This is a genomic window from Mordavella massiliensis (assembly GCF_016901695.1).
Taxonomy (GTDB): Bacteria; Bacillota; Clostridia; order Lachnospirales; family Lachnospiraceae; genus Claveliimonas; species Claveliimonas massiliensis_A.
Window position 1 is genome coordinate 81,718 of sequence record NZ_JACJKS010000010.1, and the last position, 15,372, is coordinate 97,089.

A 15,372-nucleotide genomic window follows, 5' to 3' on the forward strand; every position below is an offset into this window, starting at 1 on the left:
GTCCCCTTTCTGTGTACACTTTATCCCCTGCCCTCTATTTTCTCTCGAAAATACGCAGCTTCGCGCTCTTGGACCGGCTGTTCTCCCTCAGCTCGTCCTCCCCGGGCAGAATGGGTTTTCTAGTGATAATACTCCCTTTTGAGACCTTGCCGCACACGCAGACCGGAAAATCCTTCGGGCATGTGCACGGGTCTTCGTTTTTTCTGAATGCGCTCTTCACGATCCGGTCCTCCAGCGAATGGAAGGTGATGATGCAGAGCCTTCCGCCCGGATTCAGCAGATCGATCATGTCGTCCAGCGAATTCTTCAGCACTTCCAGCTCCCGGTTCAGTTCGATCCGGATCGCCTGAAAGGTGCGCTTCGCCGGGTGTCCCGACATCTTCTGGAATTTCATCGGGATGGATTCCCGGATGATCTCCGTCAGCTCGCCGGTTGTCTCGATGGGCCTTTTCGCGCGGGCGGCTGCGATATGCTTGGCGATATTCTTCGCAAACTTATCCTCCCCGTAGTCGCGGATCACGCGGTAGAGGTCCCTCTCGCTGTAGTCATTGACGATGTCCCTGGCCGTCATCTGCTGACGCCTGTCCATTCTCATATCCAGGGGTGCATCTTCGCGATAGGAGAATCCCCGCTCTGCCGTATCAAGCTGATAGGATGATACGCCCAGATCGAGCACGATCCCATCGACCCTGTCAATGCCAAGATCATGGAGCACGGACTTCATATCACAGTAGTTTCTCCGGACTATTGTGACTTTCTCCCCGAAGTCCTTTAAGCGGATGCCCGCCGCCTCTATGGCAGCCTCATCCTGGTCTATTCCTACAATACTCCCCTTGTCCGACAGACGCCTGCATATCTCGTATGCATGTCCGCCTCCGCCGAGCGTCCCGTCTACATAGGTGCCGTCCGGCCGGATGCGCAGCCCGTCGATCGTTTCTTCAAGTAATACTGAACGGTGCTTAAATTCCATATCTTCTCCCTCTAGATACTGAATCCGCTCGCCTCCATATCCGATGCGATATCTTCAATAGAGAGCTCCAGTTCAGCATTTTTCTCATCCCATCTGGCCTTGTCCCAGATCTCGGCACGCTTCCCCATACCGATAAACACAACTTCTTTCTCAAGCTTCGCGTACGTTCTGAGAGCCGGTGAGATGAGCGTCCTGCCCTGCTTGTCAAGGTCGCCGTCCGCCGCGCTTCCCAGAAAGAAATGCGCGAAGGCCCTGGCTTTCGGATCTGTGGTAGTAGGTAGGGCGTTCAACTGGTCTTCAAAGGCGTTCCACTGGTCTTCCGGATACACGTACAGGCAGTTCTCCATGCCTTTTGTTATGACGAAATGCTCCCCCAGATCGTCACGGAACTTGGCTGGAATGATCAACCTCCCCTTTGGGTCGATATTATGGCTGTACTCTCCTTTCAACATCAGAACTCACCCTCTTTCAAAGTGGCCTGCCACTTTCGTGCCACTTTGCACCACTTTTCACCACTTTCTACCACTTGAGCCCATTGTAAACCACTTTTACATGGATTTCAAGCCTTTTTTAGAAAAAAAAGAAGACAGGCATTCCTGTCTTCCATTTCCCGTGAAATCCGTATGTCTACTGGGTTTCGTCCGCCGTCAGAAGGCCCGTCTCGTAGTCTGTGATGGCGTTGTAGTCCACCTCGGCCGTCTCCACCGGCCTGCTGTCCATGTACATGTTGACCGCGGAATAGCCGATCCAGCCGACCAGGGCCACCGCCAGCACACCCACGATGCAGCGGCGGATGATGTACTGGATCTTCTCCTTCTTCATGTTCTTCCTGCGGTTCGCCTTCTCTTTTTTATATCTGTCAACTTTTTCCTGACTCATCTTTCAAGCACTCCTTTATCCCACGTTCCGGCACAGACCTGTGTGCTGCGCCGCGCTGTGGTTATTGTACCACATAAGAGCCGGTTACACAACCACGATTATGCCTCCGTCGGCAGCGTACATGCTGCTGATCCCCGCCGTGTCGAGCACGATGACGTCCCGCGGGCTGATCTTCTCAAGGAGCATCTCCTTCACCCGCCGCGCCCGATCCGGGCAGTTGCAGTGGCTGATCGCCAGCACCTTCTCCTCCGGATGGCGCACGCCGCGGACCACTTCCTCCACCATCTTCTCCAGCGCTTTCTTCATGCCCCTGGCCTGCCCGAGCTGGCAGATCGTGCCCTGGGGCGTGGAGCCCATGACGGGCTTGATGTTGAGGGCCGAGGCAACCAGGGACTTGATGCCCTTCAGGCGGCCGTTCTTGCGCAGCGTCTCCAGCGTCTCCAGCACAAAGTAGGTGTGCTGGCTCTCAATGTAGTCCTCCACTGTGCGGACCACCTCGTCAAAGGCCATCCCGGCCTCCTCGCACTCCCCGATCTTCCGGGCGATGAGCGTCTCCCCAACGGAGGCGGAGCGGGAATTGAACACGTAGATGTCCTTCTGTCCGTACTCCTCATGATACAGGTTCTTTCCGAGGACCGCGCTGTTGTAGGAGCCGCTCAGCTCCGCGGACAGCGTCACCGCGTACACCCGCTTCGCATCGCAGCGGTAGCCCTCCATATATCTCTCCGGGGACGGGCAGCTCGACTTCGGCGAGTTGGGGCTCTCCGCCACAAGGGCGAGGAACCGCTTCTGGTCGAAGGTCTCATCATCCACTATATGATGGTCGTCCACATCGATACTGAGGGACGCCGTCTCGTAGTACCCGGACCGCTTCATCTCCTCCGTGAGCTCTCCGCAGCTATCCACAATCACTTTATAACTCATGTTCCATCCTCCGTGATACACATTGCTATTATATGTAGTATCAAAAACTACTTTTTATATCATACCACAGGACACGGGGAATGAAAAGGGTTTTTATGCCATTTTGATCTGTCTCGATATCCCAAGCGCCAGTCCCATCTCCCCCATCAGGAAGAGAACGGACGTGCCTCCGTAGCTGACAAAGGGAAGAGTAATGCCCGTGTTGGGTATCACGTTCGTGACAACCGCCACATTGAGCACGACCTGGAGCGCGATGTGGGCGAAGATGCCGGCCGCCACCAGAGCTCCGTAGATATCCGGCGCATTCTGAGCGATCACCATGAGCCGGTAGAGCAGAAGGCCGAAGAGCAGGAACACCATGATAGCGCCGAACACGCCCAGTTCCTCACAGATGACCGAGAGGATCATGTCGTTCTGCACCTCGGGAATAAACTGTTTCTGGGCGCTGTTCCCCAGCCCCTTCCCGAAGAAGCCGCCCGAGCCCACCGCGTAGAGCCCCTGCACCACCTGGTAGCCAAGGCCGGAGGAATACTTCTCCGGATCCAGCCAGACGAGGATCCGGCCCAGGCGGAAGTTGCCTGCAAACTCCCCCGCCTCCACAAGCGGGCCCAGGATCACCGGCGCCAGGATCACCGCCGCCACGCCCAGCACGACCGGGACGATGAACAGCGCTTTTTTCGGGTGCACGGTGAACACCATGAGGAAGGAGATGCCGAACACGATGATGGCCGTGCTTAAGTTCTCCGTCAGGAAGAAGACGCAGGCCGCCGACAGGGCGCCCCAGCAGAGCACCCGCACGACGCCCTCCAGAGTGTTGATCTTCTTCCCCACCTGGCAGATCACCACGGGGATGAAGAGGATGACCGCGATCTTGGCCAGCTCCGCCGGCTGCAACTGCTGGTTAAAGGGAAGTTTCAGCCATCTGCGGGCCCCGTTCACCTCCTTGCCGAGGGGCGTCTGCACGAGCGCCATCACAAAGAGAGAGAAAAAGAAGATCTTCTTCGCATGCTTCGCCCACACATGGTAGTCTATGAGGGACACCACGTAGGCCCCCAGCGCGCCCGCCAGGCAGAACAGCACCTGCCGGGTAAAATAGTGCATGCTGTTGCCGTAGTCCACCTGGGCCGCGTAGGCGCTGGCGCTGTAGAGCATGACCAGGCCGAAGCAGACGAGGAAGACGATGGACGCCACCAGGCTGTAGTCGAAGTACTGCAGACTGCTCTTCACACGGGCGCGCACCGCCTGGGACCTCCCGGAGGGACGGCCCGCCGGGGGACTGGTTTTCTTTTTACGGACAGGCGTCTGTCTGCCCGGATTGCTTTTGTTGTTCATGTATGTACACTCACCACTCTCTTTTTACAGGGACTGCCAGTACCCTGGATTCATTGTACACCGCATCACCACGCTCTTCGGAAGGCGCCGGTAATGTTTCCCTATAAAAAAGCCCAGATACTTGGATGCGCTGGAGATAAACAGGGCGATCAGCATCAGGGGATGCCGGCGACGCAGAAGATAGGCTGCCGTCTTCTTCACCATCCGGATGCCCTCCGTCTCCGACCGGATCCCTTCAAACAGTTCCGGATGCTGCGCCTGCGCCACAGCGATGTCAAAATTGCGGTGAAACTGCTGCCTGTTTGAGTAATTGTGGGAATGGATCACCCTTGCTTCCGCCGCATAGGTGACCTGATAGCCGGCCAGAATACAGCCGGCTGCATAGACCGTGTCCTCACTGATGATGACCTTCTTCTCAAACCCGCCTCTCTCCAGATACAGCTGCCTCCGGTACATGGCACAGACATTGGAACAGAAGTATGCCTTGATCCCAAGGGTGGCAAGATCCTCCTTTGTCTTGACCATCCCCGTCTCCGGATAATTGAAACTTCTCGTATACCGCTCGATCACATGGCAGTCCGCCCGGGGGATCTGCCTTGCGTAGGCAAGGGCAGTCTTTTCATCCTCCATCGCCTCAAGGAGCCGCTCTGTCAGGTGTCTGTCAGCAGGCACCGCGTCCTGTGTCATACAGAGGATATAGTCCGCATCCGACATGCGGACAGCCCGGTCCCGCGTGCCGCCATGGTCGAACTCTTCCGGCTTCACTTCCTCTATTATGATGTTGTCATAGCCTTCTTCCGCAAGCAAAGCAGACAGATCCAGCCCATCCCGGGTATGCATGATATAGATATACCGGATCCTTTGGATCTGCTCTTCCAGCCTTCGGATCAGCTGTTTCAGTTCGCTTCCCGGCCTGTGCACCGGGAGCACCACGTCGATCACTTTCTCTTCCATAGATTTACTCGGAACCCTTCCCTGTAATTACAATCTTCACCGTCTGCAGCAGGATCCTGATATCCAGCCCGATATCCCACTCTGTAATATACTGCTTGTCCAGGCGCACTACCTCTTCAAAATCCACGATATCGCTGCGCCCGTTCACCTGCCACATCCCGGTAAGTCCCGGCTTCATAGCCAGTCTGGCTTTATGATGGAGTTCGTACTGCTCGTATTCATCTACTGTCGGGGGCCTTGTGCCGACCAGGCTCATCTCCCCCTTCAGGACATTCCAGAACTGCGGGAACTCATCAAGCGAGGCCTTTCTCATAAAATGCCCGATTGGAATGATCCGCGGATCATTCTCCACCTTGAACATCAGCCCCTGCATCTTATTCTTCTCTTCCAGTTCCTTCTTCCTCTCCTCGGCATCCGGATACATGGAGCGGAACTTGTAGATCGTAATGATACGCCCGTTGCGCCCGACCCGCTTCTGGGAGAAGAAGATCGGCCCCGGACTCTGTATATAGATCACAGGCCCGAAGATAACCGCGATCACTGCCGTCATGAGAAGTCCCACAATACCGCCCGCTATATCCATCACACGCTTTACAAAAAGCTGCCGCGGATCCGCAACCTTGATCGTTCGCGTAACAACCATGTAGTCCGTCAGATTTTCCACAAAAGTATGGGTGTTCTCACCTTTGACATACCCGATGTTGACATGCGTCGTGACTCCCATCTCCTCACACGCCCGCAGCAGCTGGTCCTGCGCCCTTCCGCCGATGGCGTAGTCCACGAACACCTCGTCCACCGCATGTCCCTTCAGATATTCCAGCGAACTGCCAAGATCCGCCACGACCGGGACGCCGCTTATCTCCTGCTGCGCTTTGCCGGATGCGATATCTGTGAGAATGATTCCTTCGATATAGAAGCCCGTGTAGGGTTTGGCGCGCATTGTCTGCACGACATCTGCCGCTCTTTCAGAACTGACCACGATGATCATCGCCTGCAGATACTTCCTGTCGCGCATCCTCCGCCTCACGACCCTCTTCCAGGCGATCCTCTCACAGTAGATCAGGCCTACGCCGAACATCCAGAGCTGCAGAAGAACGGCACGGGAAAAGATGAACGCTGTCTTCGTGACAAAGAGATAGGCAAAGATGACCAGGATCACTACCGTGATCAGCAGGATCGTCTTTTTCAGTTCATCAATGAAACTCCGGCGGAGTATATTCTTATAATTCTCCATAAAAAAGCCGGCGCATATCTGGACAAGAAAAAGGATCACACCCAGATTGCGGTACCGGAAATCGGAGTATGGGAAAAAGAATCCGTGACGAAAGATATAGGCAGCCACATAGGCAACCTGGAGGCACAGAGCATCCAGCAGGATAAAATCCAGATGCTTCTGCCATATTTTCATTTCTCTCTGATACATAACATTCCTCAAATATTGGGTAAATTATTTACAGATTATCTGCTCATGTTATCTTATCATACTATATTTTGTCTCAAAGGGCAAATCTGCGTATGATATTGATCCAGAGTTCTGCCTGGATCACAAGATAGTTCAGCAGATGCGACCTGCGCACAGGCACCCTGTCGCACTTCCTGCAGATGCGGAACCCCTCCCGCAGGCTCAGGAGATAACTCTTCCCCATGCCCTTCTTCAGGAAAAAGCATCCCTTGATGAAAAAGCCGGCCGCCAGGAACGGCAGATTAAGGAGGATCTGAGGCAGCGGCATATTTTTGTAGATCAGATAAATATTATTCCTCCCGGAATATCTTGTCTTGAATTCATTATAGCGCGAACCACTGGACGCGCTTCCCACATGTATCACACGCGCTCCCGGCTCATACAGGTTCACATAGCCATAGATCCGCGCCCGGTATCCCACGTCAATGTCTTCCAGATAGGCGAAATGCCTCTCGTCAAAATATCCAATCTCCTCAAAGACAGCCTTCCGGTAGATCGCGGCCCCGCCGCATGCAGCAAAGGTTCTTGCAGGCCTTGTATACTTCTCTGCCGACGCATCCCTGCCTCTGGCAAACGCCCACCCCATCGCATTGTAGTATGTGCCGGCGCTGTCGAGCTTATCCGGATCATCATACCGGAGCATCCTGGCCTCCACGGAAAAGATCCGGGGACTCCTCCTGATCGCCCGGAGCAGGTGTTCCACAAAGCCGTCCAGGATCTCTGTATCGTTGTTAAGCAGGATCACATACTCCGTGTCAGCAGCCCATATCCCCTCATTGACCGCCCTGCAGAACCCGTAATTCTCATCCAGAAGAATGTACTTCACCTGCGGGAACGCCGCTTTCGCGTCCCTGATCGTATTGTCCTTTGACCCGTTATCCACTACGATCACGTCCATCCCGGTACGGGTATGGCCGTAGAGCGCCTGCAGACAGGGGAGCAGATATTTTGCCCCATTATAATTGGGGATCACTACCGTAACTTCTCTCATCTCTTATCCTTTCTGGTTATTGCGCAGCGTGTAGTCACACTTGGTCAGCGTCAGGTTCGGATTGTACATCGGATCACCTTCCTTCAGGATGCTCAGCCAGCGGCTTCTCATAAATTCAATTTCGCTGTAGAATCTTCTCGCCTTCTCCCTGGTGTCTTCCGCCCCTCTTGTTTTTGACTCGTAATGGTAGAGTTCCACATATGGGTCATAGACTACCAGGTACCCCTTCTCACGCACTCTCAGGCAGAAATCAACATCATTAAACGCCACCTTCAGCGCTTCATCCAGACCTCCGGCCTCCGTGTATACGGTGCGTCTGACCATCATGCAGGCAGCTGTCACCGCGCTGAGATCCTGCTGGACAGACGCCTTGTGAAGGTACCCCGTATAGCGCCTCGGCAATCCCACAAACACTGCGCCGGCTATGCCGCCGATGCCGATTACGATCCCCGCATGCTGGATCGTGTCGTCCGGATAATACAGCTTTGCCCCTACGATACCGACATCTTTTCTCTGGCAGTTGGCAGCCATCTGCGAAAGCCAGTCCTCCGTGATCACCTCCACGTCGTTGTTCAGCAGGACTATATATTCCCCTTTCGCATGCTGCACACCGAAATTGTTGATCGCCGAATAGTTAAATTCACCCGGCCAATGGACAATGCGCACCTGCTCCGACTGGATCTTCCTGTAATAGGAAAATGTCTGCTCCTCCGTGCTGTTGTTTTCCACAATGATGATCTCATAATTTCTGTATGCCGATCTCTCAACGGACCGCAGACAGGCAGCCAGCATCTCCTGATGATCCTTATTGGGGATGATGATCGAGATCAGCGGCTCCCTCTCCAGCTTATAATTCACGCGGTAAAATCCAAGATCTTTCGTATGGCTGACTTCCGCCTTCTCGCCGCACCTCCTCAGATGCGCCTCGATCGCCCGTTTCCCCGCCTCAAATGCATACATCTTGCTGGCCGGGTTATCCGCAGTGGAAGATTTGTGCACCCTCCAGTGATACAGGACTCTGGGGATATGCACGATCCCGTCCGCCCGCTCCGTACATCTGAGGATCAGGTCATAGTCCTGCGCGCCGTCATAGGCGCTGTCCAGCCCTCCCACCTGATCCAGCAGCGCCCTGGAAGCCACAAAAAAGTGCGTGATATAATTATTGGAACGCAGAAGATCTTTATTAAAATCCGGCTTCATGTGAGGCTGGAAATGCTCTGCCAGATCCGTGGACACCTTGTCCTCGTCCGTATACAGCACATCCGGTCTGCCCTTCTCATTGACCGCCCTGACAATTTCAAACAGGGCGTCCGGCGCCAGCAGGTCATCATGATCCAGAAGCCCGATGTACTCTCCGCCTGCAATCCGAAGCGCGGCATTCGTGTTCTGGGCGATCCCCTCATTTTCCGGCACATCCGTCACCCGGATCCGCGGATCCCGGGCTGAAGCCACCTTCAGGATCCGCGCCACAGACTCATGAGCCGGATTCACATTCGCAATACACAGTTCCCAGTTCCCATATGTCTGCCTGCGCACAGACTGGATCATCTGCTTCAGGAATTCCTCCGGCGTATTATATACCGGCACGAGAATACTGATCAGAGGCATATACGCAAAGGTTTCCCCCTTCTGTCTTTCCAGTTCCTCCTCCGCAGCCTGGTGGTTGCGGTACCACTCTTCATAATCCACGTCATCGGTCTGAAACCGTTCTGTAAAGCGTACCCAGAATTCCCTGGGGCCGAAATGTTTCAGGTACAGCAGCCCTTTTTTTATATTATATGGCGACAGTTTCTTGATAAGCTTCAGCCAGCTGATCTTATATGTTTCCATAGATTTCCTCCTTATGCGCCCGCGCATGTGATCCGGTTTTACTCTCCGAGATTTACGTAAATGCATCCCTGGTGCTCCATAATATATCCGTTGTCCGGATACTCACCGCCAAAACTTATATTGCCTGCATACTCCACCTGTTCCTGCGCAGGTGCTGCAAGAGGCATATCCATGCACTGCATGAAATACAAAATACGCGTCTCATCCACATTGCGTTTATCATTACTCCACTCAAAAAACGATTTGCCCATTACTTGTCCCTTGAATGAAAACACATTCTCTTCTGTTCTCTCTATTCCAGTAAATACAATAACAGTTTCCTCATTGGCATCACACTGCCTGTAGATATCCTGCGCGATCTCCACGTCATTTTTAAATCTTATATTATCTGCGCAGAGCAATATCTGGGAATTGAGTATTTGAGATACAAGTACCGCCCAGATTATATATTTCGATCGCCTGAACAAAGAGTAAAATTCAAAAAATACGAACGCGCAAAACACTGGAAGGACGATCATAGACCGTATCAGCAGGCGGCTTCCCGTAACAACATTGATCAAAAACGGGGAAGCAAGAAGACAGATCATATAAAAAGTCTTCCAGCTCACTTTACGTTTGCTGTTTACAAAATAATACAGCAAAAACAGGAACGAGATAAGATAAGACAGATTCAGAACATGGCCAATCCCCAGTACCACTCTTCCCACAGATACAGCGAGCCAAAAGAGAGCTTCCCCAAACGGCTCGGACATCCAGGCCACTTTATCTGCAAGATACTCTGATTGAGGAACCTGTAATTGCACCTTTACAACAGCTGATACTGAAAAATAGATAACCGCACTGACAAACCAGACTCCAGCCATCAGCACAATCCTTCTTATATTCTGCGAACGCTCCTCCCGGTTTAATTTATACATGCAGATCAGCACTCCGGCAATATATAAATTCAGAAACGCCTGGTACATTCCATAGCAGAAAACAAGAAGGGGGACAAGAAAAAGTATATTTATAATCTTTCTTGTCTCAAGCAAATGGTATGTCAGCACAAAACAGACAGCCATTACAAAAAGTGCAAGCGAAAACTCCGCGGACTGAAGCGTAAAGTAAAACTGCTCCAGAAGAACCGGCGATGAGATGATCAGTCCGCCGCATATCAGATTCTTTTTCCAGTTATTACCTACCGCACCCATATTTAAAAAATAGACAAAGACTACGGCAAACAGAAAGAAATGAACATATGTGAGTACATTAAGAAGATACAGATCCCCTCTCAGAAACGGAAACACCTCTTTCAAAAAGACAAGTGAAAACCTGTCAATGGAAAGCCAGTGCTGAAGGGTCCCATCCGGATTGATCAGGAACTCATCTGTATCATAACCGATATTATAGACCAGGATCTTCTGCAGCGAGAAAAGGATCGTAAACACAGCCAGGCCAAGCACCATTTTCCAGTTGTCACGCAAAAACTGAACAAAAGTATTTTCCCCGTTCTTTGTATGTATTGATTTCAAAACTCTTCTCCTCTCATAAAGTCTTTCTTTTTCGAAACACGAATATCCTCTGGCCAAAATAATTGACAAAGACAAACAGCACCATACCCACTAACATGGCTCCGTTTTCCTGAATACGGAGAGACTGGCCGGAAAGAACTGCTGCCGCAACAGGTTTGGCCACACCATATGCAATAAAATAACATACGCTGATATTCAGCACAAACCGAAGGACAACTGAAACGGATCTTTCCTTACTGCGAAATGTAAAGTTTTTATTCAAGAAGAAACTCAGGATGCTGCCAAACACATAATTGCCTGCCGACGATATCCAATAGCTCATATGGCATACATTGTACAGAAAGAACATCACAGCCGTGCCAAAGATTGTGTTCGCCACCCCCACCAATATAAATCGTATAAATGTTTTATCCAAATCTGTAAAAAACTTTTTCATTTTTCGTCCGCCCGTCCCTGCTATGGTGTATTATACTTCATATTGCGTGCAGACTCAACAAAAAGCTGGAGAAGAGCGCTCCAAAAACCGCTCTTCTCCAGACGGACCTGCCTTCTCTATTTGCACGTATCGAATTCCGGGTTGAAGGCGTAGAAGTTCCTGCAATCCAGGTGCTCCTGCACCCGCCGCAGGCTCTCGCCGAACCGCTGGTAGTGGACGATCTCCCGCTCCCGCAGGAACCGGATCGGGTCCGCCACCTCCGGGTCCTTCACGAGCCGGAGGATGTTGTCGTAGGTGGTCCGGGCCTTCTGCTCCGCCGCCATATCCTCGTGGAGATCCGTGATGGGATCCCCCTTGGACTGGAAGACCGTGGCCGTCCAGGGGACGCCGCCGGCGGACTGGGGCCAGAGGGCCAGGGTGTGATCCACATAGTACTTGTCGAAGCCGGAGCGCTCCAGCTCCTCCGGGGTCAGGTTTTTCGTGAGCTGGCAGACGATCGCGCAGATCATCTCCATGTGGGCCAGCTCCTCGGTGCCGATGTCAGTCAGCGTGCCTGTCACCTCTTTGTAAGGCATGGTGTACCGCTGGGAGAGGTACCGCATGGAAGCGGCCAGCTCCCCGTCTGGGCCTCCGAACTGGCTGATGATCACCTGGGCCATCTTCGGGTTGGTCTGGGTGATCTTTACCGGATACTGCAGACGTTTCTCATAATTCCACATAGATCAGCATCCTCCTTCCTGCCACGGCCATGGCTCGTTGATCCAGTTCCAGCGGTCTGTCTCCGAGAGATCCGCTGTGTCGATGGTGAGGGGGCCGTAGTACTTTGCATACTCCTTCAGGGCCAGGGCGCGCTTCGCCTGGCAGTCGTCAAAGAATTCCAGCGCTTCCCGGCAGTCCGGGTGGGTGTCGAGGAAGAGCTTTACATCGTCCGCGGCAAAGCTCACCACGTCGATATAGTGGCGCAGGTCGCGCCTGCACGGTCTGTTGTCTGCCATCATCGTCTTCCTCCCGTGAATGGTTTGTTCAGTTCCTCAAAGATAGTTCCGCTGTGAAAGCCTTTTTCCAGTTCCAATATCCCGCGCCATTTCTGCCAGGGGACATAGGCCATGGCAATGCTCCGGTCGGCGAGCGGCCGGGACGGGTGCTCATCTCCGGCGCAGGCCGCCATGTCCGGCTGCCGCTTCGTCATCTGCGGCGGGCAGCCGCAGCCCGGGCGCCGCTGGCAGTCCTGCGGCTGATAGCGGTAGTTCGGCATATGCATGACTCCTTCCATAATCTGCTTGCAATACTATTCTATGTCCCCTTACCAAAAACGTGATTTCAGCAAAAAGATCCCTCCGGCCCGGATCCTGGTCCGCCGCCGGAGGGATGCTCCTATTTCATCAGTTTTCGGATCGACTCGCAGAGCTCGTCCACCACGTCCGTGTTTCCCTTCTGGATCTCCTCCACCACGCAGGAGTGGATATGGCTGGACAAAAGCTCCTTGTTAAAGGCGTTGAGCGCCGCCTGTATGGCCGAGACCTGGGTGAGGATGTCCACGCAGTACTGCTCCTCCTCCAGCATCTTCTTCACGCCCCGCACCTGTCCTTCCACCCGGTTCAGCCGGTTCATCAGCTTCCGGAATTCTTCCTCTTCTCTGTGCTTTTTCTTCATCTGGTCATTCCTTTCGCAGCCGTCATCCGGCCCTGGTATCTCCCATCCGCCGTCAGATCAGCGGGTACTTCTTTGTAAGTCCGGCCACGATCTCCCGGGCCTTTCCGATATTCTCCTCCCCCGCGATCACGAGGCTGATGGCCTCCGCGATCAGATCCATGTCGTCCTCTCTCATACCCCGGGTCGTGACAGCCGGCGTTCCGAGCCGCACACCGCTTGTGAGCTGGGGGGATCTGGGATCGTTGGGAACCGTGTTCTTGTTGCAGGTGATATGGGCCTCATCCAGGCGCTTCTCCAGCTCCCTGCCCGTCACCTCGCTGCCGCGGAGGTCCACCAGCATCAGGTGGTTGTCCGTGCCGCCGGACACGAGCTTCACGCCCCGCTTCAGAAGCCCATCCGCCAGGGCGGCCGCGTTCTTCACGATCTGGCCCTGGTACGCCCTGAATTCCGGCTGCAGCGCCTCCTTGAAGCAGACCGCCTTGGCCGCGATCACATGCTCCAGAGGCCCGCCCTGTGTGCCGGGGAACACGGCCTTGTTGAAGTTGAACTTCTCCGCAGCCTCCCGGTTCGCCAGGATCATGCCGCCCCTGGGCCCCCGCAGCGTCTTGTGGGTCGTGGTGGTGACCACATGCGCATACGGGATCGGGCTCTCGTGGAAGCCCGCCGCCACCAGGCCGGCGATGTGGGCCATGTCCACCATCAGGTACGCGCCCGCCTCGTCCGCGATCTCCCGGAACCGCTTAAAGTCGATCTTCCGGGGGTAGGCGCTGGCCCCCGCGATGAGGAGCTTCGGGCGATCCGCAAGAGCGATCCGCCGCACCTCGTCGTAGTCAATGTATCCGTCGTCGTTCACGCCGTAGAAGGATGTCTCAAAATAGCTCCCGGAGAAATTCACCGGCGAGCCGTGGGTCAGATGTCCGCCGTGATCCAGGTTCATGCCCAGGATCTTGTCCCCGGGCCGCAGTATGGCGAAGAAAGCCGCCATATTGGCCTGGGCGCCGGAGTGGGGCTGCACATTCACGTAGTCGCAGCCAAACAGCTTCTTCGCCCGGTCGCGGGCCAGGTCCTCCACGATATCCACGCAGCCGCAGCCGCCGTAGTAGCGCCTGCCCGGATACCCCTCCGCATACTTGTTGGTGAGGGGGCTTCCCATGGCGGCCTTGACCGCCTTGCTCACCCAGTTCTCGGAAGCGATCAGCTCGATATGGGAGTTCTGTCTCTCCATCTCCTGCCGGATCGCCTCAGCCACTTCCGCATCCGTCTTCCGGATCTCATCAAAACCGTACATCTTCTCTCCTCCTTGCCGTTTGTTTTCCCATATAAGAGGATTATATCACATCTTCCCCGCACAAAAAAGGAGTATGGAAGTCTTTCTTCCATACCAAAAATGAAATTTTAAATTCCACCTCTCCTACGGGTAGTAGCGTTTACTTCTGCACAGTTGATATTTACTCTTTCATACATCCATGGTATGGTTATCTCTCCTTCTGACAGCAGTAGAAGGAGGCTCATCATGAGTAAATATATTCCTGGTAACCAAAAACATCTTACCCTTGAAAACCGTATCTATATCGAAAACGAACTGAATAAGGGCACTTCCTTTAAGGATATCGCCAGGTTCCTGTGTAAGGATCCTACTACAATCTCTAAAGAAGTCAGGGCTCACCGTCTCTCAGACTGGTACCACAAAGGGACTTTCTATAATGCCAAAAACTTCTGTATTCACCGCTATCACTGTAAGAAAACGAACGCCTGTGGAAAGATTGTCTTGTGCGGAATCAAATGCGCATCCTGTCCTACCTGCAACCAAACCTGCAGAGACTTTGAAAAAGAGCACTGCGTAAGGCTTGACCGGGCTCCCTATGTCTGCAACGGCTGTACGAAAAAAATCAATCACTGCACGCTTGCCCACAAATACTCTTATAACGCCAGGTTCGCTGACAGGAAATACCGGGAAAAACTCCGGGATTCTAGAACAGGTATTAACATGACCAGGCGGGAACTTCACAAAAAGGATCAGATCATTTCTCCACTGATCGAACAAGGACAGTCTCCTTATCATATCCTGACAAACCACCCGGAACTGGATATGTCTGTCCGTACCATGTATTCCTATCTTGATCAGGGGCTCTTTACGGCAAGGAACATAGATCTGAAGCGGAAGGTCCATTTCAAGCCAAGAAAGTGCCATAAAACACAGATCACAGACAGAGCAGTCTTCACCAACCGGTTGTATCGTGACTTCTGGGTTCTTCTACATAACCTGGTGACAAAGAGACGCAAAGCCTTGTAAATATTGAAAGAATGAGGATTTTGAGATGTGGTGTGGTATAAAAAAAGTTGACAGCTTATTCTCAAGGATTTCATAATAAAACCAAGAGAATAAGGAGGTATTCAAAGTGGCACGTAAATATGACCATGAATACAAAG

The 15,372-nt window shown here is 53.3% G+C and carries 17 protein-coding genes; 1 reads left to right on the forward strand and 16 read right to left on the reverse strand.

What is annotated here, in order from left to right; genetic code table 11:
- Positions 1–34: 34 nt before the first annotated feature.
- From rsmH to glyA, 16 genes are all read right to left on the reverse strand, one after another.
- The gene (rsmH, locus tag H6A20_RS08560) at positions 35–970 is read right to left on the reverse strand and encodes a 16S rRNA (cytosine(1402)-N(4))-methyltransferase RsmH (protein WP_204906705.1); all 936 of its coding nucleotides are present in this window, start codon (positions 968–970) and stop codon (positions 35–37) included.
- 11 nt (positions 971–981) lie between these two features.
- Positions 982–1,422 carry a division/cell wall cluster transcriptional repressor MraZ gene (gene mraZ / locus H6A20_RS08565; protein ID WP_204906706.1) on the reverse strand — a complete coding sequence of 147 codons (441 nt, stop codon included), beginning with the start codon at positions 1,420–1,422 and terminating at the stop codon, positions 982–984.
- A gap of 175 nt (positions 1,423–1,597) precedes the next feature.
- Positions 1,598–1,849 carry a hypothetical protein gene (locus H6A20_RS08570; RefSeq protein WP_204906707.1) on the reverse strand — a complete coding sequence of 84 codons (252 nt, stop codon included), beginning with the start codon at positions 1,847–1,849 and terminating at the stop codon, positions 1,598–1,600.
- Between the two features lie 84 nt (positions 1,850–1,933).
- A complete protein-coding gene (locus H6A20_RS08575) occupies positions 1,934–2,773 on the reverse strand; it encodes a DegV family protein (protein ID WP_204906708.1) in 840 nt (279 codons plus the stop codon).
- Between the two features lie 93 nt (positions 2,774–2,866).
- On the reverse strand, positions 2,867–4,105 hold the full coding sequence (locus H6A20_RS08580; protein WP_204906709.1) for an FtsW/RodA/SpoVE family cell cycle protein: 1,239 nt from the start codon (positions 4,103–4,105) through the stop codon (positions 2,867–2,869).
- Between the two features lie 24 nt (positions 4,106–4,129).
- Positions 4,130–5,059 (reverse strand): glycosyltransferase family 2 protein, encoded by a 930-nt coding sequence (locus H6A20_RS08585; RefSeq protein ID WP_204906710.1) that lies wholly within the window; start codon positions 5,057–5,059, stop codon positions 4,130–4,132.
- 4 nt (positions 5,060–5,063) lie between these two features.
- Positions 5,064–6,482, reverse strand: a complete 1,419-nt coding sequence (locus H6A20_RS08590; protein WP_204906711.1) for a sugar transferase — start codon at positions 6,480–6,482, stop codon at positions 5,064–5,066.
- A gap of 73 nt (positions 6,483–6,555) precedes the next feature.
- Positions 6,556–7,512: a glycosyltransferase family 2 protein gene (locus H6A20_RS08595; protein ID WP_204906712.1), complete on the reverse strand. Its 957-nt coding sequence runs from the start codon at positions 7,510–7,512 to the stop codon at positions 6,556–6,558.
- Between the two features lie 3 nt (positions 7,513–7,515).
- Positions 7,516–9,342, reverse strand: coding sequence for a glycosyltransferase family 2 protein (locus tag H6A20_RS08600; protein WP_204906713.1), 1,827 nt, complete (start codon positions 9,340–9,342; stop codon positions 7,516–7,518).
- 38 nt (positions 9,343–9,380) lie between these two features.
- Positions 9,381–10,853, reverse strand: a complete 1,473-nt coding sequence (locus H6A20_RS08605; protein WP_204906714.1) for a glucosyltransferase domain-containing protein — start codon at positions 10,851–10,853, stop codon at positions 9,381–9,383.
- 13 nt (positions 10,854–10,866) lie between these two features.
- Positions 10,867–11,289 (reverse strand): GtrA family protein, encoded by a 423-nt coding sequence (locus tag H6A20_RS08610; protein ID WP_204906715.1) that lies wholly within the window; start codon positions 11,287–11,289, stop codon positions 10,867–10,869.
- A 116-nt stretch (positions 11,290–11,405) separates the two neighbouring features.
- Positions 11,406–12,008, reverse strand: a complete 603-nt coding sequence (locus tag H6A20_RS08615) for a manganese catalase family protein (protein ID WP_204906716.1) — start codon at positions 12,006–12,008, stop codon at positions 11,406–11,408.
- Positions 12,009–12,011: 3 nt separating this feature from the next.
- The gene (locus tag H6A20_RS08620; protein ID WP_204906717.1) at positions 12,012–12,284 is read right to left on the reverse strand and encodes a spore coat protein CotJB; all 273 of its coding nucleotides are present in this window, start codon (positions 12,282–12,284) and stop codon (positions 12,012–12,014) included.
- Positions 12,284–12,562 carry a spore coat associated protein CotJA gene (locus tag H6A20_RS08625; RefSeq protein WP_243426180.1) on the reverse strand — a complete coding sequence of 93 codons (279 nt, stop codon included), beginning with the start codon at positions 12,560–12,562 and terminating at the stop codon, positions 12,284–12,286. The genes H6A20_RS08620 and H6A20_RS08625 overlap by 1 nt, the downstream gene beginning before the upstream one ends.
- Before the next feature lie 101 nt (positions 12,563–12,663).
- Positions 12,664–12,942: a metal-sensing transcriptional repressor gene (locus H6A20_RS08630; protein ID WP_204906718.1), complete on the reverse strand. Its 279-nt coding sequence runs from the start codon at positions 12,940–12,942 to the stop codon at positions 12,664–12,666.
- Positions 12,943–12,994: 52 nt separating this feature from the next.
- Entirely contained in the window at positions 12,995–14,230 is a 1,236-nt protein-coding gene (gene glyA, locus H6A20_RS08635) for a serine hydroxymethyltransferase (protein ID WP_204906719.1), read from the reverse strand.
- A 225-nt stretch (positions 14,231–14,455) separates the two neighbouring features.
- Between glyA and H6A20_RS08640 the strand changes: the two genes are divergently transcribed.
- Positions 14,456–15,235 (forward strand): helix-turn-helix domain-containing protein, encoded by a 780-nt coding sequence (locus H6A20_RS08640; protein WP_243426181.1) that lies wholly within the window; start codon positions 14,456–14,458, stop codon positions 15,233–15,235.
- The last annotated feature ends 137 nt before the right edge of the window (positions 15,236–15,372 follow it).